Consider the following 22,881-nt stretch of genomic DNA (forward strand, 5'->3'; position numbering starts at 1 on the left):
ACGGCACCGCCATCGGCCCGGCACCCTGCCCGCATGGATACAGGGATACGGGGTGAGTCACTCCGTATCGGCTCCTATGGTGGGGTGGACGCGCAGGAACGGGGGAGGGCCCATGACCGCAGGGAGCACCGACGAGGCGGGACTGGCCCTGGCGCTCCGCGCCGCGCCGCCCTCCGACGCGCTGAGCGAGCGGATCCTGGACGCGGCGCGCGAGCAGTTCACGACCTTCGGGCTGCGCCGCTCCACCGTCGACGACGTCGCCAAGCGCGCCAGGGTCTCCCGGGTGACCGTGTACCGGCGGATCGGCAACAAGGACGGCCTCGTCTCCGCCTGTCTGCTGCGGGAGTACCGCCGCTTCGTGGTGGAGGTGGACGAGGCGGTGGCCGCGCTGCCGACGACGGAGGACCGGCTCGTCGAGGGCTTCACCGCGGTGCTCCGGCACATCCGCGAGCATCCGCTCATCGGCGGTCTGCTGCGGCTGGAGCCCGAGACGATGCTGCCGTTCCTGACCCTGGAGAGCGGACCGGCCTTCCTCGCCATCCGTGCGTACCTGGCCGACCGGCTGCGCGAGGCCCGGCGCGCCGAGGGGCGGCCGGTCAGCGATCCGACCCCGGTCGCCGAACTGATGGTGCGGATCACCGTCTCCTTCCTCCTCAACCCCGTCAGCTGTTTCGAGCTGGACGACGACACCCGGGTGCGGGCGTTCGCCCGCCGCTATCTGGTGCCGCTGCTCGCCGCCGGGTAGCGCCTCCCGTCCCGCCGTCCACCTCGTCGGGCAGCGGCTCCACGGGGCGGCCGGCGGCCCAGTGCGGACCGAGGTCGTCGAGCCGCCAGCCGAAGGGGTACGTGCGGGGCCGCGGGCGCGCCGGGAGCCCGCGGGGCCGGGCCGGCAGCAGGCGGACACAGCGGGCGCGCAGCCGCAGAGCGGCCGACGCGGAGCTCCGCACCCACCGCGGCTGCGGCCGGAAGCCCAGCGCCGCCAGCAGCGGCTCGTCCAGCACCGCGAGCGCCATCCGTGCCACCAGGGGCCGCAGCGGACGCGGGTACCAGCTCGCGATCACGCGGAAGGTGGCGTTCGCGACCCGCCGGTTCGCCGGGTCGTACGCGAACATCCGCTCCTCGTAGGAGTCGAGGAGCCGTTCGAAGTCCTCGTACGTCTCGGGCACCCCCTCGATGCCCATCATCGCCCCCGTCCTGCGTCCGGCCTCCACCAGCGCCTGGACCTCCTGGGCGCACAGGGGCCGCCAGCCGAACCGGTCGATCCAGCGCTTCGGCCCCACGACCGTGGTCGCGAGGACATAGCGGAAGTCGTCGTTCGGGATCCTGTACCTGCCGTGGATCCGGTTGAGATGACGGGCGGCCGCCCGCCCGCGCTCCGAGTCGAAGCCGTCGACGGCCATCTCGTACCCGATCAGCACCGTGTCGTCGTACCGCTTCTGTCCGGCCCGCTCGAACTCCTGGGTCCGGTCGAGGAGCACGGAGATCCGGGGGACGCCGTAGTCCCGGAGGAAGGCGACGCTCACCCCCTGCCGGTAGTCCCAGGGGAACTCGTACGCGGAGATCAGCCGGAGGATCTCCGCGTAGTCGTGTGCCGGATCCATCCGGCGTATCTCGTGCAGGCGGCTGTATCGGCCCATGATGCGCTCTCCTGTCCGGGTGCCGACTCCCCGCGGGACCGTTCCTGTGGGCTGCCGCCGATCGGCGTCCCAACTCACCTGTCATGCAAGAAATCTGACGAACCATCCGGCCCGGGAGTCAAAGTTACAAATACTATCGACTTGTTTCACGAGTTCCGTCAACACCGCCGACGGGCGGACCCGCGACCACGGCCGCGGGGGCCGGTGCGCGGGACTTCCGGAGCACTCGCATACTGGATCTCGCAGGGGGCCGGGCGCCGGGCCGCGCGCCCGTCGACCGTCGGGAGCACCGAGATGAGCAGTTCAGCCGCCGAAGCCCGCAATCCCGCACCGCCGCCGCCCGGCGGCGTGCTCTGGAGCCTCTCGGGCGACATCCGGGCCCTGCTGATGCTGCCCGCCGCGCTCACCCTCCAGGTCGCCCACCCGGCGGTCGGCGCCGGTGTGGACGAGCACTCCGTCTTCCGCACGGACCCGTGGGGGCGCGGTGAGAGGTCCCTGCGCTCGCTCCAGCTCTGGGTGTACGGGGGCGAGGCGGCGGCCGAGGAGGGACGCAGGCTGCGCCGGCTGCACCGCACCATCCAGGGCACCGACACCCGGGGGCGTCGCTACCACGCGCTGTCGCCCGCCAACTACGCGTGGGTGCACGCCACCGGCTTCCCCGTCTACCAGCACGCCGCGCGCTATCTCGTCCGGCCGCTGACCCCGGCGCAGGAGCGGGCCCTGTACCGGGAGTGGCTCCGGGTCGGCCGGATCCTCGGCATCCACGACCGGGACATGCCACAGACGATCGAGGAGTTCTGGCCGTACTACCGCAGGATGCTCGCCGAGGAGATCGGGCCGACCGCAGTCGTCGAGGACCTGGTCGCCACCGACCGTCCCGTACCGCCGCCGGACCGCGGGCCGCTGGCGCTCAGGCTGCTGCTGAGGGCGCTGTGGCCGCTGCTGTTCCCGCCGCTGGCCCGGTTCCGGCGCTTCGTCACCATCGGGCTGATGCCCCCGGAGGCGCGGGAGGCCATCGGGCTGGAGTGGACGGACGGCCAGGAGCGGGCGCTCCGGCGGTTCGGCTGGGTGGTGCGGCGCGTGGTGCCCGTGCTCCCCGAGCGGCTGCGCTATCTGCCCTACGCGCGCCGGGCGCGGGCGGCCCACCGCCGGGCCGTCCGGGCGGGGCGGTGATCAGGCGGAGGCCCGGCGCACCAGCTCGGTCGGGGTGATGACCGACGCCCGGTCGTCGCCCCCCGCCTCCTCGCTCAGCAGATTCATCAGCATCCGCACCATCAACCGGCCCATGCCCTCCACGTCCTGACGGACCGTCGTCAGCGGAGGGTCGGTGGACTCGGCTATGGACACCATGTCGTCGAAGCCGACCAGGGCCACCTCGTCCGGCACGCTCCGGCCGCGCTCGCGCAGCACCCGCAGCGCGCCCGAGGCCATCAGGTCGTTCGCGGCGAAGACCGCGTCCAGGCCGGGGTGGCGGCCGAGCAGCTCCGCCATCGCCCGCGCACCGCCCTCGACGGTGAAGTCCCCGTCCGCGACCAGGGTCGGATCGCCGTCGGGCAGCACGTCGAAGTAGCCGTCGACCCGGTCCAGCGCCGAGGTCTGGTCGCGCGGTCCGGCGATGTGCGCGATCCGCCGCCGCCCCAGGGCGACCAGATGGCGTACCGCCTCGGCCGCGCCGCCGCGGTTGTCGCAGTCGACGTACGGGACGGGCGGCCCGTCGGCGGCGCCCGGCCGGCCGGGCCGGCCGCCATAGACCGCCGGAACCCGGAACCGGCGGATGATCGCGGGGAGCCCGTCGTCGGTGTGCAGCGAGAACGCCAGCACGCCGTCCACATGGCCACCGGCCAGATAGCGGGCGACCCGGTCGAAGTCCCCCCGCCCCTCGACCAGTAGCAGCACCAACTGGGAGTCGTGCAAGGTGAGTTCACGGCTGATGCCACGGATCTGCCGGGAGAAGAACGGGTCGGAGAAGATACGGAACTCCGGCTCGTCGATGATCACGGCGACCGCGCCGTTGCGCCGGGTGACCAGGGTCCGCGCGGCGTGGTTCGGTACGTAGCCGAGCTCCTCGACCGCCTTGCGCACCTGGTCCACCAGCGGCTTGCGCACCCCGGCCCCGCCGTTCACCACCCGGGAGGCCGTCGCCCGTGAGACCCCGGCGCGGGCCGCCACGGCCTCCAGGGTGGGGCGGGCATCGCGAACGGCATCGTGGGACGGACCGGACAAGTGACGCTCCTCGTACACGCGGGATCGGGCCGGTACACGGCCGGGCCGGCCGGACAGCACCGACACCGTCAGCCTATAAGGGCCGCCCCGGAGCCCCCGCCCCGCCGCCGGACGCCACCGCCCCGGGGAGAGGGGCGGTGGCGTCCGGATCCGTCAGCGGTGGTCGTGCACGGAGTTCGTCGCCTCGATCTTCGTCCAGGACGCGGGCCGCGCGGGCTTTCCGGCGGCGCGCAGGGCATGCGCCCCGGCCGCCCCGAGGGCCTCGGGCCGGGTCGGGCGGAACAGCCAGGCGTCGAAGAGGGCAACGAGCGGCTTGCCCGAGACCCGCTCCGCGTAGGAGACGAAGTCGTTCACGCTCGCGTTCCCGTAGGCGTGCTCGGCGGGCCAGCCCTTCAGCAGCGCGAAGAAAGTCTCGTCGCCCAGTTCCTCGCGCAGCGCCTGGAGGGCCAGGGCGCCCCGGTCGTAGACGGCCGTGTCGAACTGGTCGTCGGGGCCCGGGTCGCCGGGCTTCACCGTCCAGAAGGGGTCGTCGGCCGGGTGCTGGGCGTAGGTGTAGTCCGCCAGCTCCCGCGCGGTTCCCTCGCCCTCCTTCTCCGACCAGAGCCACTGGCTGTAACGGGCGAAGCCCTCGTTGATCCAGATGTCCTTCCAGCCCTTCAGCGACACGCTGTCGCCGTACCACTGGTGCGCCAGCTCATGGACGACCACCGACACGTTCGCCCCGTTGGCGAACTGCTTCGGGCTGTAGAAGGGCCGGGTCTGGGTCTCCAGCGCGAAGCCGCTGGTCACATTGGGGGAGTATCCGCCCAGCGCGTCGAAGGGGTACGGCCCGAAGACCTCCGTCAGCCACTCGGCGACCTCGGCGCTCCGCTCGATGCTGGCGCGGGCGGCCCCGGCGTTGGCGCCGAGGTCCTTGCTGTAGGCGTTGACGACCGGCAGCCCGTCCGAGGTGGTGTCCGTGGTGATGTCGAACTTCCCGACCGCCAGCGTCGTCAGATACGTCGCCTGCGGCTTGCTGGAACGCCAGTCGAAGCGGGTCCAGCCGAGCTTCGAACTCCGCGACTGCAGCGTGCCGTTGCTGATCGCCTGGGTGCCGTCCGGGACGGAGACGGAGATGTCGTACGTCGCCTTGTCCAGCGGGTGGTCGTTGCTGGGGAACCACCACGCGGCCGACTCCGGCTCCTGGGCGGCCACCGCGCCGTCCGGGGTGCGGACCCAGGACGTCCAGCCGTTGATCTTCACCTCGGAGGGCTTCCCGGCGTAACGCACGACCACCGAGACGGCCTTGCCCTTCGGCAGCGGGGCGGCCGGGGTGATCTCCAGCTCCTGCTCGCCGTTCTTCACATGGCCGGCCTTCTTGCCGTTCACCCGGACCTCGGAGACGTCCAGCCCGAAGTCCAGGTTGAAACGGGAGAGTTCCTGGGTGGTCGTGGCGAGGATCGTCGCCGTGCCCTCCAGCAGATCGGTCGCGGGCTGGTACTTCAGCCGCAGGTCGTAGTGCGAGACGTCGTAGCCGCCGTTGCCACTGGCCGGGTAGTAGGGGTCGCCGATGCCCGGGGCGCCCACGGTGCCTCCGGAGGCCGAGGCCGGGACCGCCAGCAGCAGGGAGGCCGCGAGTGCGCTCGGGACGATGAGTCTGCGGTGCACGGAATACTCCAAGTGGTCGGGGCGAATGATCCTTCGAACCGTCACGTCGAGACTATTCAGCGACTGCCGCACCAGTGGTGTCCATGGCCACAGCTGTCACACGATCGCCATTCGGCCGCCACGGCGACCGTCACCTTTGCGCCATGATCATGCCGTATCTTCCGCTGATCGCCCTCTGTCGCACGGGAGTTGACCCGGGGTACCTTCCGCGCATGCCGACATGTGCGCGAGGTCCCCTTCCGAGGTACAGATCGCTGGTGGTGGCGGCCGTCGCCGCCCTGATGGCCGTGCTGCTCTCCCCGGCGGGCGCGCAGGGCGCGGGCCCCCGCCAGGCCCGGCCGCAGGAGAGCAGGCCCGTCTACTCGTACGCGGACGCCGTCCGCGAATCGGTCTGGGTCGACACCGGGCTGGACGGCGACGGGGACGGCCGGACCGACCGTGTCGCCGCCGACATCATCCGGCCCCGGGAACCCGCCGCGCGGGGCCGGAAGATCCCCGTGATCATGGACGCCAGCCCGTACTACTCCTGCTGCGGGCGCGGCAACGAGAGCCAGCTCAAGACCTACGACGCCGACGGGCGGCCGGTCGGCTTCCCGCTCCACTACGACAACTACTTCGTGCCGCGCGGCTACGCCTTCGTCGCCGTCGATCTGGCCGGAACCAACCGCTCCGACGGCTGCATCGACGTCGGAGGCCGCTCCGACGTGCAGTCCGCCAAGGCCGTGATCGACTGGCTGAACGGGCGCGCCCGCGGCTACACCAGCCGCACCGGCTCCACCCGCGCCGCGGCGGGCTGGTCGAACGGCCGCACCGGAATGATCGGCAAGAGCTACGACGGCACCATCGCCAACGGGGTCGCGGCGACCGGTGTGGACGGGCTGCGGACCATCGTGCCGATCAGCGCCATCTCCTCCTGGTACGACTACTACTTCGCCCAGGGCGCCCCCCTCTACGACAGCGGACCCGAATGGCTCTCCGACTACGTGGAGAGCCCCGAGGCGCGCGGGCGCTGCGCCGCCGCCCAGCAGCGGATCGTCGACGGGGCGCCGCGCACCGGCGACTGGACGCCGCAGTGGGCCGCGCGCGACTACGCGAAGGACGCCCGCAAGGTACGGGCCAGTGTCTTCGCCGTCCACGGCATGCAGGACCTCAACGTCCGCACCAAGCACCTCGGCCAGTGGTGGGACGCGCTCGCGGACCGGGGCGTGGAACGCAAGATCTGGCTCTCCCAGACCGGACACGTCGACCCCTTCGACTACCGGCGCGCCGAGTGGGTCGACACCTTGCACCGCTGGTTCGACCACTACCTCCTCGGCTACGCCAACGGCATCGACCGGGAACCGATGGCCGACATCGAACGCCACCCCGACCAGTGGTCCACCGACCGGGTCTGGCCGCCCCGCGCCACGCACGCCACCACCGTGCGTCCCACCGCCGGGAGCACGCCGGGCGTCGGCACCCTGGCCCTGCGCCCCGCCCGCCCCGGCACCACCGAGACGTTCACCGACGACCCGGCGCAGAGCGAGACGGACTGGGCCGCCGACCTGGACCGCTCCACGGGCGCCAAGGCCGGTTTCCGCACCGCGCCGCTCACCGCCGACCTGCGGCTCTCCGGATCGTCCACCGTCACCGTCACCGCCACCCCGACCACCTCGACCGCCCATCTCTCGGCGGTCCTCGTCGACATCGGTCCGGACACCATCCGCGACTACGGCTCCTCCGGCGAGGGCATCACCACCCTCACCGACCGCGACTGCTGGGGCCCGAGCACGGCCGGGGACAGCTCCTGCTACAGGAAGACCGGCGCCGACACCACCGCCGTCGACCGGACCGTGGTCAGCCGGGGCTGGGCCGACCTCGGCACCTACGCCTCCGCGGGCAAGGGCCGCCCCCTGACCCCGGGCCGGGCGTACACGATCACCCTCGACCTGGCGGCCACCGACCACGTCGTCCCGGCCGGACACCGCCTCGCCCTGATCGTCGCGGGCACCGACCGGGACCTCATCGACCCGCCGGACTCCACGCCCACGCTCACCCTCGACCTGGCCCGCACGTCCGCGAAGCTGCCGTTCGTCGGCGGCACCGGCGCCTTCGTCCGCGCCACCACGGGCTCGGTCGCCCCGGCCGCCCCGCCCCGGGCGGCCGAGGTCCCCGGCGTGACGTCGCCGCGCCCCGTCCCGCGTGTCCCGGGAGGCACGCACTCCTGACATCCGCCGCCGAACCTCCGGACCGGGCCGACGGTACGGCTTGTTGGTCCACTGAGGTGAGCGCCGCGTGTGGTACTGCCTACGGAGAGTGAAAAAACTGCTTCCGTGAAAGGCGCCATCCGTGTCGCAGGACGAACAGAGAACGGGCGGCCGGGGTGAACTGCCGGTGACGGCGGAGCTCCCCGGCGACCCGGCCCAGGACCGGCATCCCACGACGGACCGGGTGGTGTTCGGTGTCACCGCCGTCCTCACCCTCGCCTTCGTGGTCTGGGGAGCCACCGCCACCGACTCGCTGGAGGACGTCTCCAGCTCCATGCTCGACGGGCTGATCCACAACGGCGGCTGGGCCTTCATGCTCGCCGCCTCCGGCTTCGTGGTCTTCGCGCTCTGGCTCGCCGTCAGCCGCTACGGCAAGATCTCCCTCGGCCAGGAGGGGGAGGAGCCCGAATTCCGCACCGTGTCCTGGGTCGCCATGATGTTCAGCGCCGGGATGGGGATCGGCCTGATGTTCTACGGGGTCAGCGAGCCGCTCGCCCACTTCACCAACCCGCCGCCCGGCACGCACCCCTTCGACGCCGCCGACGCTATGCAGACGGCGATGGCCACCACCCTGTTCCACTGGACGCTCCACCCCTGGGCGATCTACGCCGTGGTCGGTCTGGCCATCGCGTACAGCACCTTCCGGCGCCGCAGACGGCAGACGATCAGCGCGGTCTTCGAGCCGCTCATCGGGACCCGGCACGCCCACGGCGGCCTCGGCCGGCTGATCGACATCCTCGCCATCTTCGCCACCCTCTTCGGCTCCGCCGCGTCGCTGGGCCTCGGCGCCCTCCAGATCGGCAGCGGCTTCCACGAACTGCACTGGAAGGAGACGACCGGCACCGGACTCCTGGTCCTGATCATCGCCGTGCTGACCGTGGCCTTCGTCGCCTCGGCGGTCTCCGGCGTGGAGCGGGGCATCCAGTGGCTCTCCAACACCAACATGGTGCTCGCCCTGGTTCTGGCCGTCTTCGTCTTCGTCGTGGGCCCCACCATCATCGTGCTCGACCTGCTGCCCACGTCGATCGCCGCGTACTTCGGCAATCTGGCCCAGCTCGCCGGGCGCACCGAAGCGACCGGCAAGGGCGACGTGGCCGAGTGGCTCGGCAACTGGACCGTCTTCTACTGGGCCTGGTGGATCTCCTGGACGCCCTTCGTCGGCATGTTCATCGCCCGGATCAGCCGCGGCCGGACCATCCGCCAGTTCATCGGCGGAGTCATCCTGGTGCCCAGCACCGTCAGCCTGGTCTGGTTCGCGATCTTCGGAGGCACGGCGATCGACCTCCAGGAGGCCGGCCGGCTCGGCAAGGCCGTCACCCAGGAGGCCCAGCTCTTCGGTGTGCTCCAGCAGTTCCCGATCGCCACGGTGATGAGCCTGCTGGTGATGATCCTGGTCGGCATCTTCTTCGTGTCGGGCGCAGACGCCGCCTCCATCGTCATGGGCACGCTCTCCCAGAGGGGCATCCTCGAACCGGCCACCTGGGTCGTCGTCTTCTGGGGCGTGGTCACCGGCGCCGTGGCCGCGGTCATGCTCCTCATCGGCAACGGCAAGGGCGACGCGCTCGCCGGACTCCAGAACCTGACGATCCTGGTCGCCGCGCCGTTCACCCTCGTCATGATCGGCATGTGCGTGGCGCTGATGCGGGACCTGCGCCAGGACCCGCTGATCGTGCGGCGCGAATTCGGTGTGGAGGCGGTCGAGTCCGCGGTCATCGAGGGCCACGCGAAGTACGCCGGGGACTTCGAGATCCGGATCGGTCCGGGCGGCAGCCAGGTCACCACCGGGCTCCACGGGGACCACGGCGGGGAGCCGGGTACCGCGGCCCCGGAGGGCCCGCCGGGGGACGGCTGAGGGCAGCGCTCCGGCCGGGACGCCCGCACCCCGGCCGGAGCGGGACCGGCCGGGCCGCCCCGCCCCCGGCGGCGACTAGGATCGGCACCCTGATGACTGCCACTCTCGTCGCCAAGGACCTCGCCGCCGGACACGGCGACCGCACACTCTTCGCCGGACTCGACCTCGTCGTCGCGCCCGGTGACGTGATCGGTCTCGTCGGTGTCAACGGGGCCGGAAAATCCTCCCTGCTCAGGCTCCTGGCCGGGCTCGACCGGCCGGAGGAGGGCGAGCTGCGGCTCTCCCCGCCCACCGCGACCGTCGGGCACCTCCCGCAGGAGCCGGAGAGGCGCGAGGGGGAGACCGTGCGGGAGTTCCTGGCCCGCCGCACCGGTGTCGCGGGGGCCCAGGCGGCGATGGACGCCGCGACCCAGGGCCTCGTCGACGGGGCGCCGGGCGCCGACGACGCGTACTCCGAGACGCTGGAGCGCTGGCTGGCCCTCGGCGGCGCCGACCTGGACGAGCGCGCCGAGGAGGTCGCGGCCGACCTCGGGCTGACCGTCGGTCTCGACCTGCCGATGACCGCGCTCTCCGGCGGCCAGGCCGCCCGCGCCGGCCTGGCCTCCCTCCTCCTGTCCCGCTACGACGTCTTCCTGCTGGACGAGCCCACCAACGACCTGGACCTGGACGGTCTGGAGCGGCTGGAGCGCTATGTCTCGGGGCTCCGCGCGGGCACGGTGGTCATCAGCCACGACCGCGAATTTTTGATGCGCACGGTCACCAAGGTCCTCGAACTGGACCTGGCCCAGCAGCAGATCAACCTCTACGGCGGTGGCTACGCGGCCTATCTGGAGGAGCGCGAGCGGGCCCGCAGGCACGCCCGCGAGGAGTTCGAGGAGTACGCCGACAAGCGCGCCGCCCTCGAAGGGCGCGCCCAGATGCAGCGTTCCTGGATGGACAAGGGCGTCAAGAACGCCCGCCGCAAGGCCACGGACTCCGACAAGCTCGGCCGCAAGTTCCGCAGCGAGTCGAGCGAGAAGCAGGCGGCGAAGGCCCGGCAGACCCAGCGCATGATCGAACGGCTCGACGTCGTCGACGAACCGCGCAAGGAATGGGAACTGCGGATGGAGATCGCCTCCGCACCCCGTTCCGGCTCGGTCGTGGCCACGCTGCGCGAAGCGCGGGCCGTGCGCGGCGAGTTCGCCTTCGGCCCGGCGTCGCTCCAGATCGACTGGGCGGACCGGGTCGCCATCACCGGCGCCAACGGAGCGGGCAAGTCCACGCTGCTCGCCGCGCTGCTCGGCCGCCTCCCGCTGGACTCCGGCCACGCGGCGCTCGGCTCGGGCGTGGTGGTCGGCGAGGTCGACCAGGCCCGCAAGCTGTTCCACGGCACGGAGTCGCTCCTGGAGGCGTTCTGCGCGGCCGTGCCGGACACCGAACCGGCCGAAGTGCGCACGCTGCTCGCCAAGTTCGGCCTGCGCGCCGACCATGTGACGCGCCCCGCCACGACCCTCTCCCCGGGGGAACGCACCCGGTCGGCGCTGGCCCTGCTCCAGGGCAGGGGCGTCAACCTCCTGGTGCTCGACGAGCCGACCAACCACCTCGACCTGCCCGCGATCGAGCAGCTGGAATCGGCGCTGGACTCGTACACCGGGACGCTGCTGCTGGTCACCCACGACCGGCGCATGCTGGAGGCGGTACGGACCACCCGACGCGTCGAGGTGGCGGCGGGAAGGGTGACCGAGGTCTGACCCCGGCCCCCGTCGGCCGATTCTGGTATGCCGAATAGGGCGCTCTTCCCGAGCCCGTGCCCCACGCCGACCGGCGCCCCCTGAGTGGAGCCCGTATGCGTGGGTGGCTTGTATGGTACCGGCCTCGGGATTTGGTATGCCAAGTGTTAGTGTCGGTCCGGTCAAGGACCGCCGTCCGGCCGTGACGGACCCGGCACGCACCCGCAGGAGGCCCCGTGCGAACCCGCTGGCGCGCGACCCACGTCCTCGCCCACCGCGACGGCGGCCACGCGCTGCTGCGCGACGGCGAGATCGTGTGGGACGCGGACACCATCGTGTACGTCGGAACGGGGTACGACGGACCGGTGGACGCGGAGCTGGACCTCGGCGAGGCGCTGGTGATGCCCGGCCTCATCGACCTGGACGCCCTCACCGACATCGACCACCTCGTCCTGGACTCCTGGGTGCCGCCGGGGACCGGCCCCGGACTCCTCTGGTCGCGGGAGTACTTCATCGACCGGCGCCACGACGTCCTCACGGCGCAGGAGCGGGCCACCGTCCGCACGTACGCGCTCGTCCAGCTCGCCCTGCACGGCATCACCACCTACATGCCGATCGCGTCGGAGGTCCACAGTGCCTGGGCGGAGCCGTACGAGGAACTCGTCACCATGGCGCGGATCTCCCGGCGGATCGGCCTGCGGGGGTATCTGGGACCCGCCTACCGGTCCGGAGTGAACGTGACGATGCCCGACGGCAGCCGCGGCGTCGCGTTCGACGAGGACCGCGGCCGCGCCGGGCTCCGGGACGCCGTGCGCTTCCTCGACCACGCGGCCGGACTGGACGACCCGCTGGTCAACGGCGTGCTGCTGCCGTGCCGCATCGAGACGCTCACCGAGGAGCTGCTGCGGGAGACCGCCGCGGTCGCCCGGCGGCGCGACACCCTCGTACGGCTGCACTGCCTCCAGGGCCTGCACGAGCGGGAGCTGGTGCGGCAGCTGCACGGCACCACCCCCCTGCGGCTGCTCGAACGCACCGGCCTGCTGGACACCCGGCTCCTCGTCCCGCACGGCATCGTGATCGACCGGCACCCCGCCGTGCACGGCGAGGACCGGGGCGACCTGGCGACGCTCGCGGCCGCCGGCGTCTCGGTCGTCCACTGCCCCCAGACCTCCCTGCGCTACGGCCAGATGCTGCACTCCTTCGAGGCGTACCGGCGGGCGGGCGTCAATCTCTGCCTGGGCACCGACTCCTTCCCGCCGGACCTGATCCGGGGCATGGACCTCGGCGTCCACCTCGCGAAGCTCGTCGACGGACGCCCGGACGCGGCACCCGCCGAGCACTACGTCGAGGCCGCCACCCTCGGCGGCGCCCGCGCGCTGGGCCGCGCCGACCTCGGACGGCTGGAGCCGGGCGCCCAGGCGGACCTGGTCGCCTTCCGGCTGGACGACATCCGCGACGGCGTCCAGGACGACCCCGTCCGCACATTCCTCCTGAACGGCACCGCCCGCCAGGCCACCCACTCCGTCGTCGCGGGACGCCCGGTCATGACCGACGGCCGGATCCCCGGCATCGACACGGCCGGCCTGCGCCGGCGCGCCCAGAGCCTCTTCGAGCGGATGCGTGCGGCGTACAGCGAGCGCGACGCGCTGCGGCGCGGCACCCAGGAGCTGTTCCCGCCGACCTTCCCGCCGTTCGGGGCGGCCGGCGCCTGACCCGCATCCGTCGGCCGCGGCCCCGCGGGGCCGTGCGGCGGCCGTTCCCCCGAGTTCCGGTGCCCGATACGAGGAGATGCACCATGCTGATCACCGACGTCCGCCCGTGGGGCGGCGAGCCGTGCGACATCGAGATCGAGAACGGTGCGATCACCGCGATCACCCCGCACGACCCGGACCGGGCCGTGCCGGACGACACCGTGGCGGGACGCGGACGGCTCGCGCTGCCGTCGTTCTCCGACGTCCACTGCCACCTGGACTCCACCCGCATCGGGCTGCCCTTCCGCCCGCACACCGGCGCCCCCGGCGTCTGGGCCATGACCATGAACGACCGCGCCCACTGGCGCGAGGACGAATGGAGCGTCGCCGAGCGGGCCACATACACCCTGGGCCGCATGATCGAGCGCGGTACCACCCGCGTCCGCAGCTATGCGCAGATCGACGCGGACTGCGGCCTCGAACGCTTCGAGGGCGTGCTCGCCGCCAAGGAGGCGCACGCCGGGCGGTGCGAGGTCGAGATCATGGCCTTCCCGCAGGCCGGTCTGCTCAAGGAGAAGGGCGTGCCGGAGCTGATGGACCAGGCCCTGTCCGCGGGCGCGGCCGTGGTCGGCGGCATCGACCCCTGCACCCTGGACCGGGACCCGGTACGCCATCTGGACATCGTCTTCGGCCTCGCCGAGCGCCACCGCGCACCGGTCGACATCCACCTCCACGAGCCCGGCCCGCTGGGCGTGTTCAGCGTCGACCTCGTCCTGGAGCGGGTGCGTGCCCTCGGCATGGCCGGCCAGGTCACGCTCTCGCACGCCTACGACCTCGGCGGGGTCGACGAGGCGACGACCCGACGGCTGATCGAGGAGTTCGCGGAGCTGGACATCGCGATGGCGACCGTCGCACCCGCGCAGCACCGCGCCCTGCCGCTCGCGGAGCTGACCGCCGCCGGTGTGCGGGTCGGCCTCGGCGAGGACGGCCAGCGCGACTTCTGGTCTCCGTACGGCAACGGGGACATGCTGGACCGCACCTGGCAACTGGCCTTCACCAATCGCTACCGCGCCGACGAGCTGATCGAGCACTGCATGGCCGTCGCGGGCCGGGGCGGCGCCTCGATCCTGCGTCCGGAGCTGTCGCGCCTGGCGTCGGTGGCCGACCGGCCCGGGGTGTCGGTGGGCGACGCCGCCGATCTGCTGCTGGTCGACGGCGAGACGGTGGTGTCCGCCGTGATGGACCGCGGCGGCGACCGTACGGTGCTGCACGCCGGACGCGTCGTCGCGGACGGCCTGGAGCTCGTCGGCTGACCCCGGGCCGACGTGCCGGAGCCCGTCCACCGCACGATGGACGGGCTCCGGCACATCGGCCCCCGGCGTTACGCGACCGCCTTCGCGGCATCCGGCACGGTGCCGTCGTCCGCGACGAGGTGACACGCCACCTGACGCGGCGCCGACCCCGCACCGGCCGCACCGGGCAGGGTGCGCAGCACCGGCGACTCGGTACGGCAGCGGTCGGTGGCCAGTGGGCACCGGGTGTGGAAGTGGCAGCCGGGCGGCGGGTCCAGCGGGCTCGGCAGATCGCCGCCGAGCACGATCCTGCGGCGGTCCCGCTGCACGGTGGGGTCGGGCACCGGGGCCGCGGACAGCAGCGCCCGCGTGTACGGATGGCGGGGCGTGGCGAACAGCTCGGCCGCCGGGGCCTGTTCGACGATCCGCCCCAGGTACATCACCGCGATGCGGTCCGCCAGATACTCCACCGCCGCCAGGTCGTGGGTGATGAAGAGGCAGCCGAAGCCCCGGTCGCGCTGGAGGTCCGCGAGCAGGTTGAGCACGGAGGCCTGGACGGACACGTCGAGCGCCGAGGTCGGCTCGTCGGCCACCAGCAGGGCCGGATCGACCGACAGGGCACGGGCGATGGAGACGCGCTGGCGCTGACCGCCGGACAGCTCATGGGGGTTGCGGTCCGCCAGCTCGGGCCGCAGGCCGACCTGGCGGAGCAGCTCCGCCACCCGCCGCGCGGCCCCGGCGCGGTCCGCCATGCCGTGCAGCCGGAGCGGTTCCGCGATGATCCGGCCGATCGTCATCCGGGGGTTGAGCGAGGACGAGGGATCCTGGAACACCAGGTGGAAGTCCTTGCGCAGTGGCCTGAGCGCACGCGGTGAGAGCGTGGTGACGTCGGTGCCGGCGATCTCCACGCTGCCGGCGGTCGGCCGGTCCAGGCGGACCACACAGCGTCCCACGGTCGACTTGCCGCTGCCCGACTCCCCGACGAGGCCGACGACCTCACCGGGCAGGATCGTCAACGAGACGCCGTCCACCGCCTTCACGGTGCCGCCGGCCCCGTCGAAGTGCCGTTCGAGGTCGCGCACGGCCAGCACCGGGGTGACGGCCCCCGCCGCTCCGGCGGGCGGGTTGGGGCTGGCGGTCATCGGAGGGTTCCCTTGCTCGCGTCGGGTCGGGACGGGTCGGCACCGGCCGCGCCGGCCGGGTGGAAGCAGGCGGTCGCATGGCTGCCGCCGGATGGCGACAGCGGGGGACGGGCCGCCAGGCAGTCCGCTTCGGCGGACGCGCACCGGGGGGCGAAACCGCAGCCCACCGGCTGTTCGCGCAGGTCCGGCACCAGCCCGGGAATCTCGTCCAGCCTGGCCCGGCCGCCCGCGCCCCGGCTGCCGGGCCGCAGAACGGCACCGAGCAGACCCCGGGTGTACGGGTGGCGCGGCGCGGCGAACAGTTCGTCCACCGGGGCCTGTTCGACCGGACGGCCCGCGTACATCACCAGGACCCGGTCCGCGGTGTCCGCGACGACCCCGAGGTCGTGGGTGATGAGCACGATGGCCGTGCCGAGCCGGTCCCGCAGGGAGCGCAGCACATCGAGGATGCCCGCCTGCACGGTGACGTCGAGCGCGGTCGTCGGTTCGTCCGCGATCAGTACCGCCGGGTCGCAGGCCACCGCGATGGCGATCATCACCCGTTGCCGCATGCCGCCGGAGAGCTGGTGCGGATACTCGTCCACCCGCTTGCGGGGGGCCGGGATGCCGACGACACCGAGCAGTTCGACGGCCCGCTCCCTCGCCTCGCCCCGGCCCATGCCCTGGTGCCGGCGCAGGACCTCGGTGATCTGCCGGCCGATGGTGAGCACGGGATTGAGGGAGGTCATCGGCTCCTGGAAGATCATCGAGAGCCGGCGGCCGCGCAGCGAGCGCAGCCGCCTCTCCGGGGCACCGACCAGTTCCTGGCCGTCCAGGGTGATCGACCCGCCGATCCGCGCGGTCGGCGGCAGCAGCCCCATCACGGCCATGGAGGTGACGGACTTGCCGCATCCCGACTCGCCGACCACGGCCAGCACTTCGCCGGGGGACAGATCGTAGGACACCCCGTCCACGGCGTGCACGGTGCGTTCCGCGCCGTGGAAGGAGACGGTCAGGTCGCGGACCCGGAGCACGGGCCCGGAGCCGTCCCGGGGCGCGGGCACCGGCGTGGTGGGCATGTCGACTTCGGTCACCGGGAGCCTCCGCGGGGGTCGAGGACGTCGCGTACGCCGTCACCGAGCAGGTTGAACGCCAGCGTGGCGAGCACGATGACCAGGCCGGGGAAGACCGCCATCCAGGGCGCGTCCGCGATGAAGGGCTGGGCGCTGGAGAGCATCACGCCGAGCGAGGGGTCGGGCGGCTGCACCCCGAGTCCGAGGAAGCTGAGCACCGCCTCCCCGATGATCGCGGACGGGATGCCGACGGTGGCCTGCACGATGAGTGTCGAGGTCGCGTTCGGCAGGATGTGGCGGAAGAGGACCACGCCGTCCCCGGCTCCGTTGGCGATCGCGGCGCCGACGTAGTCCAGGTGCTTGAGCCGCAGGGTCTCGGCGCGGGTGACGCGGACGATCCCCGGGATCTGGGAGATCCCGATCGCGAGGGTCGCGTTCTCCAGCGAGGGGCCCAGCACCGCGGCGAGTCCGACGGCCAGCACCAGGAAGGGAAAGGCCAGCATGGTGTCGGTCAGCCGGGAGACCACCGTGTCGGCGAACCGGCCGTAGTACCCGGCGACCAGCCCGAGCGGGACGGCGATCACGAAGGCCAGCAGTACCGCCAACACGCCGACCTGCATGGACGCGGTGACCCCCACCAGCACCCGGGAGAGCTGGTCGCGGCCCAGGTCGTCGGTGCCGAGCCAGTGCGACCAGCCGGGTTCGGCCAGCGCGGCGTCGAAGTCCGGCCGGGCGGGGTCGTACGGGGCCAGCAGCGGCGAAAGGAGCGCGACGAGCACGAAGACGGCGGCGAGCACCGCGCCGACCAGTGCCAGGCGGTTGCGGCGCAGCCGGCGCAGGGCGGCGGCCGGACGCGCCAGGCGGACCGGGGAGGGCCGCGTCGTGGCGGCGGCCGCGGGCGGCGCCGGGGACGGGGCGAGGGTCATCGGGAACCTCCGAGCCGGATGCGCGGATCGACCACCGAGTACAGGAAGTCGACGAGCAGATTGATCAGGATGTAGGCGGCCGAGGTGAACAGCACCACGCCCTGGACCATCGCGTAGTCACGGGTGAAGACCGCGTCGATGGTGAGCTTGCCGAAACCCGGCAGGACGAAGACCTGTTCGGTGACGACGGCACCGGAGATCAGCTGGCCCAGTTGCAGGCCCAGCACGGTGATCACGGTGACGAGCGAGTTGCGCAGCCCGTGCCGGCCGATCACGGCGGCCGGGGCCAGCCCCTTGGCCCGTGCGGTGCGCACGTAGTCCGAGGACATCGCGTCGAGCATCGCCGCCCGGGTCTGGCGCATCACCACCGCGGCGAGGCCGGAGCCGAGCACCACGGCGGGCAGGACCAGCCGGCGCAGGTTCTCCAGCGGATCGGTGCTGAACGGCACGAATCCGGAGGCCGCGAAGACGGGCATGGCGATGGCGAAGACCAGCACCAGCACGATGCCGAGCCAGAAGGAGGGCACCGACATGCCGAGCAGGGCGATGCCGTTGGCCAGCCACTCCTCCGGCCTGCCGCGCCGGACGGCGGCCAGCACCCCGGCGCCGATCCCGACGACCACGGCCATCAGCAGGGAGAGCGCGGCCAGTTCGAGGGTGATGGGCAGCGCCTGGGTGATGGAGTCCAGCACGGGGAGCCCGGTGCGGGCCGAGGTGCCGAAGTCGCCGGTGACCGCGTGGCTGACGTAACGCCAGTACTGGACCGCGATGTTGTCGTCGAGCCCGTACTCCTGGCGGATCGCGGCCAGTACCTCCGGGGAGGTCTGCTCACCGGCGAGTGCCTGGGCGGTGTCTCCGGGCATCGCGCGGACCCCGAGGAAGACGGTGATGCTCACCAGCACCATGGTCACCAGGGACATGCCGATCCGGCGGCTCGCATAGGACGTGAGCAGTCCGCGCGGGGTCTTCACCGGCTCCCCTTCGTGTAGCCGGCTTCCTTGACCTTGATCAGGCCGTCACCGGAGAGCTTGATCCCGCTCACGTCCTGCGAGGCGGAGACGTAGTTGATGTTCCGGTAGAGGTAGATGACCCCGTGCTGCTTGTTGATCGCGGTGGTGAGCCTGCGGTAGATCTCGCGGCGTTCGGCGACGTCCGAGGTGCTGCGGCCCTCGACGATCAGCCGGTCGATCGTCGGGTCCGAGAGCTTGCCCTGGTTGTTGCTGCCCCGGGTGCCGACGAGGCTGTCGATGTTGCCCGCCGGATCCGGCTGGCCGCCCCAGCCGCCCGTCCGTGCCTCGAAGTCGCCCGCGAGGGTGCGGGTGAGGCCGGTGGCGAACTCGGTGGGCCGCAGCCGGACGTCGAACCCGGCGTCGGCGGCCATGGCCTGGACGACCTGGCCGAGGCGGCTGTCGTCCGGAGTCGTGTTGATCATCAGCTCCAGCGGCACCGGCGTTCTCACCCCGGCCGCCTTCAGCAGCCGTCGGGCCTTGGCCACGTCCCGTCCCGGACAGGTGAGCGGGGTGCTGAGCGGGGTCCCCGGGGGCACCGGGCCGCAGGCCGGCCCGTACATGCCCTGGAAGACCAGCTTGTTGATCAGCTCCCGGTCCAGGGAGAGGTCGAAGGCCTCCCGGACCCGCACGTCGCGGCCGAAGGGGGTGTCGACGGGGCCGGGGTCCTTGTCGATGCCGTGCGCATTGCCGACGTTCAGGGTCAGGGCCATGTAGCCGAGCGAGGGGGTGTCGAGGAGCTGGAGGCCCTTCTCGCCCAGGGAGTTGCGCACCTCGACCGGGCCCATCTGGTCGCCGATCTGGACGTCGCCGGACCGGATGTTGGCCATCCGGATGTTCCCGTCGGTGATCGTCTTGTAGATGACACGGTCCAGGTGGACCTTGTCCGCGTCGTAGTACAGCGGGTCCTTCGCCAGCTCGATCCGGTCGCCGACCACCCGGTCGACGTACCGGAACGGGCCCACGCACGAGGGATGGGTGGCGAACTTCCTGCCGTACGTCTTGAGCGCCTCGGGGGACATGATGAGTCCGGCCGTGTTGGCCAGCCGTCCCAGCAGCGGGACGTCGGGGTGGCTCAGCGAGAGCCGCACGGTGTAGGGGCCGATCGCCGTGACCTTCTCCACGGAGTCGATCTCGGAGGCACGCCCGGATCCACGCAGATGCAGATGGCGGTCGAGCGAGGTCTTCACGGCCTTCGCGTCCAGCCGGGCACCGTCGCTGAAGGTGGCGTCCTTGCGGACGTCGAAGGTGAAGGTCCTGCCCCCGTCGGTGATCCTCGGCATCGAGGCGGCGAGCTGCGGTACGAACTTGTTGTTCTGGTCCACGTCGTAGAGCTGTTCGCACATGGACGCGAACACGGTGCGGGCGACCAGGGTGGAGGTCAGGCTCGGGTCGAGCATGTCGGGATCGGACTTCAGCCCGATCGTGACCGTGCCGCCGTCGCGGACGGGACGCATGTCGGTGAGCCGCGCACGGGCGGCGGTTTCCTTGCCCGGGGGCGAGAGCGAGCTGCACGCGGTGGTGATCACCAGCAGGGCGGCCACCGAGAGAGTGGCCGGAATTCGACGCACGGGAACAAGCCTCCTTCGGTACGGCAGGACGGCAGGGTGGAGCGGAACGGCAGGGCGGTCGGACGGCCGCCGACGCGGGTGCACGCTGTTGAGGCGCAACGGTATACCAGAAGGGTCGAACGTCAATCGGAATATGAGATGCCGTTTGCCGTAAGTGCTGGAATCTTGCTGGATATACCGGTCAAGGCGTCTCATGTAGTGCTGGAGCTCATGCTCGACCGAGACCGTTTTGGTATACCGATCCAGGGGGCCCGGGTGCCTACCGGAAGGCGGCCCGGCGCTTCGGGAGGCGCCGGGCGGGCGAGGGGGCGCGCATGGCGCGAAATGGATGCCGGTGGTGCGAAGGAGACCCCACTTCGCGGTCCGGCGCGGAGCTGTTCAGGACCGGGGCGCACTCACCCGGCCCGGGAGGAGACAAAAAAGGGGGCGGGCCCCGCGGGGCCCGCCCCTTCCCGCCCTAGCGCTTCCTGCCGCCCTGGTCGGGGTCGGTCAGTCCGGCCCGCCGCAGGGCGTCCGCCATCGCGCTGTTCACCGGCGCCGGGGTCTGGCGGGCGGAGCCGCCGCCGCGCCGGTCGCGGTCCTGACCGCCCTGCCCCTGGCGCTGCCTCGGCGGCCGGCCGCCCTGGGAGCCGCGCTCACCGCGCTCGCGCCCGGACCTGCCGCCCGGGGAGCCCGAACCGGCCGCCGCCTCGTCGTCCAGCCGCAGCGTCAGCGAGATCCGCTTCCGCGGGACGTCGACGTCCATGACCTTGACCTTGACGATGTCGCCCGGCTTCACCACGTCCCTCGGGTCCTTCACGAACGTCCGCGACATCGCCGACACGTGCACCAGGCCGTCCTGATGCACACCGATGTCCACGAACGCGCCGAACGCCGCGACATTGGTGACGACGCCCTCCAGCACCATCCCGGACGCCAGGTCACCGATCTTCTCGACGCCCTCCTTGAAGGTGGCCGTCCTGAACGCCGGACGGGGGTCGCGCCCCGGCTTCTCCAGCTCCTTCAGGATGTCGGTGACCGTCGGCAGACCGAACTTCTCGTCCACGAAGTCGTCGGCCCGCAGCGACCGCAGCACACCCGAGTTGCCGATCAGCGAGGCGACGTCGCCGCCGGTCCGCTTCACCATCGCCCGCACCACCGGATACGCCTCCGGGTGCACGCTCGACGCGTCCAGCGGATCGTCGCCCCGGATGCGCAGGAACCCCGCGCACTGCTCGTACGCCTTCGGACCCAGCCGGGCCACGTCCTTCAGCGCCCGGCGGGAGCGGAAGGGGCCGTTGGCGTCGCGGTGCGCGACGATGTTCTCGGCGAGCCCCGAGCCGATCCCCGACACCCGCGAGAGCAACGGGGCGGAGGCGGTGTTGACGTCGACACCGACACCGTTCACACAGTCCTCGACGACCGCGTCCAGCGAACGCGACAGCTTCACCTCGGACAGGTCGTGCTGGTACTGGCCCACCCCGATCGACTTCGGGTCGATCTTCACCAGTTCGGCGAGCGGGTCCTGGAGCCGACGCGCGATGGAGACGGCGCCGCGCAACGACACGTCCATGTCGGGGAGTTCCTGCGAGGCGAAGGCCGACGCCGAATACACCGAGGCGCCCGCCTCGGACACCATCACCTTGGTGAGCTTCAGCTCGGGGTGCCTGTCGATGAGCTCACCGGCGAGCTTGTCCGTCTCGCGGGAGGCCGTTCCGTTGCCGATCGCGATCAGATCGACGTCGTGGGCCTTCGCCAGCTGCTCCAGCCTGGCCAGCGACTGGTCCCACTTGTTCGCCGGGACGTGCGGATGGATGACGTCGGTCGCCACGACCTTGCCGGTCGCGTCGACCACCGCCACCTTCACCCCGGTACGGAAACCGGGGTCGAGCCCGAGCGTGGCCCGGGTACCGGCCGGTGCGGCGAGCAGCAGATCGCGCAGGTTCGACGCGAAGACGCGGACCGCCTCGTCCTCCGCCGCGGTGCGCAGCCGCAGCCGCAGATCGATGCCGAGGTGCACCAGGATCCTGGTCCGCCAGGCCCAGCGCACGGTGTCGCCGAGCCACTTGTCGCCGGGGCGCCCGCGGTCGGCCACCCCGAAGCGCCGGGCGACCATGTTCTCGTACGTCGAGGGGCCCGGCGTCCCGGAGGGCTCCTCCGGCTCCAGGACCAGATCGAGCACGTCCTCCTTCTCGCCGCGCAGCATCGCCAGCACCCGGTGCGAGGGCAGTGCGGTGAACGGCTCGGTGAAGTCGAAGTAGTCGGCGAACTTCGCGCCCGCCTCCTCCTTGCCGTCCCGCACCCTGGCCGCCAGCCGACCGCGCGACCACATGCGCTCACGCAGCTCACCGATCAGATCGGCGTCCTCGGAGAACCGCTCGGTGAGGATGGCGCGGGCCCCCTCCAGCGCCGCCGCGCCGTCCGTGACGCCCTTGTCGGCGTCGGCGAAGGCGGCGGCGACGGCGAGCGGCTCGGCCGACGGGTCGCCGAGCAGGCGGTCGGCGAGCGGTTCGAGCCCGGCCTCCCGGGCGATCTGGGCCTTCGTGCGCCGCTTGGGCTTGAACGGCAGATAGATGTCCTCAAGGCGTGCCTTGGTGTCGGCCCCCCGGATCCGCGCCTCCAGCGCCGCGTCCAGTTTGCCCTGCTCGCGTACCGAGTCGAGGATCGCCGACCGGCGGTCCTCCAGCTCCCGCAGATAGCGCAACCGCTCCTCCAACGTACGCAGCTGCGCGTCGTCGAGCATCTCGGTCGCTTCCTTGCGGTAGCGCGCGATGAACGGCACGGTCGACCCGCCGTCGAGCAGCTCGACGGCCGCCTTCACCTGCCGTTCGCGTACGCCGAGCTCCTCGGCGATCCTGCCTTCGATGGACGTCGTCACGGTTCTACCGACTCGCCTTCTCGTACTGG

16 protein-coding genes are annotated in these 22,881 nt (G+C 72.1%); 7 read left to right on the forward strand and 9 right to left on the reverse strand.

Features of this window, described 5'->3' with window-relative positions; all coding sequences use genetic code 11:
* Positions 1-112 precede the first annotated feature (112 nt).
* Positions 113-745 (forward strand): TetR/AcrR family transcriptional regulator, encoded by a 633-nt coding sequence (locus tag ACFVFH_RS22320; protein ID WP_383771455.1) that lies wholly within the window; start codon positions 113-115, stop codon positions 743-745.
* On the opposite strand, the gene ACFVFH_RS22325 is transcribed toward ACFVFH_RS22320, so the two are convergent.
* Positions 663-1,637: an oxygenase MpaB family protein gene (locus ACFVFH_RS22325; protein ID WP_383771457.1), complete on the reverse strand. Its 975-nt coding sequence runs from the start codon at positions 1,635-1,637 to the stop codon at positions 663-665. The genes ACFVFH_RS22320 and ACFVFH_RS22325 overlap by 83 nt on opposite strands.
* Positions 1,638-1,931: 294 nt before the next feature.
* Between ACFVFH_RS22325 and ACFVFH_RS22330 the strand changes: the two genes are divergently transcribed.
* Complete coding sequence (locus ACFVFH_RS22330; RefSeq protein WP_383771459.1) at positions 1,932-2,810, forward strand: oxygenase MpaB family protein; 879 nt, start codon at positions 1,932-1,934, stop codon at positions 2,808-2,810.
* Here ACFVFH_RS22330 and ACFVFH_RS22335 read toward each other — a convergent pair whose 3' ends face one another.
* Positions 2,811-3,860, reverse strand: a complete 1,050-nt coding sequence (locus ACFVFH_RS22335; protein WP_383771461.1) for a LacI family DNA-binding transcriptional regulator — start codon at positions 3,858-3,860, stop codon at positions 2,811-2,813.
* 153 nt (positions 3,861-4,013) lie between these two features.
* Positions 4,014-5,507, reverse strand: a complete 1,494-nt coding sequence (locus tag ACFVFH_RS22340; protein ID WP_383771463.1) for a M1 family metallopeptidase — start codon at positions 5,505-5,507, stop codon at positions 4,014-4,016.
* Between the two features lie 212 nt (positions 5,508-5,719).
* Here ACFVFH_RS22340 and ACFVFH_RS22345 point away from each other — a divergent pair, with 212 nt between their 5' ends.
* From ACFVFH_RS22345 to ACFVFH_RS22365, 5 genes are all read left to right on the forward strand, one after another.
* Positions 5,720-7,714: a Xaa-Pro dipeptidyl-peptidase gene (locus ACFVFH_RS22345; RefSeq protein ID WP_383771465.1), complete on the forward strand. Its 1,995-nt coding sequence runs from the start codon at positions 5,720-5,722 to the stop codon at positions 7,712-7,714.
* A gap of 121 nt (positions 7,715-7,835) precedes the next feature.
* Positions 7,836-9,605, forward strand: coding sequence for a BCCT family transporter (locus tag ACFVFH_RS22350; protein ID WP_383771467.1), 1,770 nt, complete (start codon positions 7,836-7,838; stop codon positions 9,603-9,605).
* A 92-nt stretch (positions 9,606-9,697) separates the two neighbouring features.
* Positions 9,698-11,335, forward strand: coding sequence for an ABC-F family ATP-binding cassette domain-containing protein (locus tag ACFVFH_RS22355; protein WP_383771469.1), 1,638 nt, complete (start codon positions 9,698-9,700; stop codon positions 11,333-11,335).
* Positions 11,336-11,550: 215 nt separating this feature from the next.
* The gene (locus ACFVFH_RS22360) at positions 11,551-13,026 is read left to right on the forward strand and encodes a chlorohydrolase family protein (protein WP_383771471.1); all 1,476 of its coding nucleotides are present in this window, start codon (positions 11,551-11,553) and stop codon (positions 13,024-13,026) included.
* An 83-nt stretch (positions 13,027-13,109) separates the two neighbouring features.
* Positions 13,110-14,318 (forward strand): amidohydrolase family protein, encoded by a 1,209-nt coding sequence (locus tag ACFVFH_RS22365; RefSeq protein ID WP_383771473.1) that lies wholly within the window; start codon positions 13,110-13,112, stop codon positions 14,316-14,318.
* Positions 14,319-14,386: 68 nt separating this feature from the next.
* On the opposite strand, the gene ACFVFH_RS22370 is transcribed toward ACFVFH_RS22365, so the two are convergent.
* The 6 genes from ACFVFH_RS22370 to ACFVFH_RS22395 form a co-directional block, all read right to left on the reverse strand.
* Positions 14,387-15,439 carry an ABC transporter ATP-binding protein gene (locus tag ACFVFH_RS22370; protein ID WP_383771475.1) on the reverse strand — a complete coding sequence of 351 codons (1,053 nt, stop codon included), beginning with the start codon at positions 15,437-15,439 and terminating at the stop codon, positions 14,387-14,389.
* Positions 15,436-16,497 carry an ABC transporter ATP-binding protein gene (locus ACFVFH_RS22375; protein ID WP_383771563.1) on the reverse strand — a complete coding sequence of 354 codons (1,062 nt, stop codon included), beginning with the start codon at positions 16,495-16,497 and terminating at the stop codon, positions 15,436-15,438. The genes ACFVFH_RS22370 and ACFVFH_RS22375 overlap by 4 nt, the downstream gene beginning before the upstream one ends.
* Before the next feature lie 11 nt (positions 16,498-16,508).
* A complete protein-coding gene (locus tag ACFVFH_RS22380) occupies positions 16,509-17,417 on the reverse strand; it encodes an ABC transporter permease (RefSeq protein ID WP_383771477.1) in 909 nt (302 codons plus the stop codon).
* A complete protein-coding gene (locus tag ACFVFH_RS22385) occupies positions 17,414-18,388 on the reverse strand; it encodes an ABC transporter permease (protein ID WP_383771479.1) in 975 nt (324 codons plus the stop codon). The genes ACFVFH_RS22380 and ACFVFH_RS22385 overlap by 4 nt, the downstream gene beginning before the upstream one ends.
* Complete coding sequence (locus ACFVFH_RS22390; RefSeq protein WP_383771481.1) at positions 18,385-19,995, reverse strand: ABC transporter substrate-binding protein; 1,611 nt, start codon at positions 19,993-19,995, stop codon at positions 18,385-18,387. Before ACFVFH_RS22390 ends, ACFVFH_RS22385 begins: the two co-directional genes overlap by 4 nt.
* Before the next feature lie 457 nt (positions 19,996-20,452).
* Positions 20,453-22,852: a Tex family protein gene (locus ACFVFH_RS22395; protein ID WP_383771483.1), complete on the reverse strand. Its 2,400-nt coding sequence runs from the start codon at positions 22,850-22,852 to the stop codon at positions 20,453-20,455.
* Positions 22,853-22,881 lie beyond the last annotated feature (29 nt).

It is taken from the genome of Streptomyces sp. NPDC057697 (genome assembly GCF_042799335.1).
Taxonomy (GTDB): domain Bacteria; phylum Actinomycetota; class Actinomycetes; order Streptomycetales; family Streptomycetaceae; genus Streptomyces.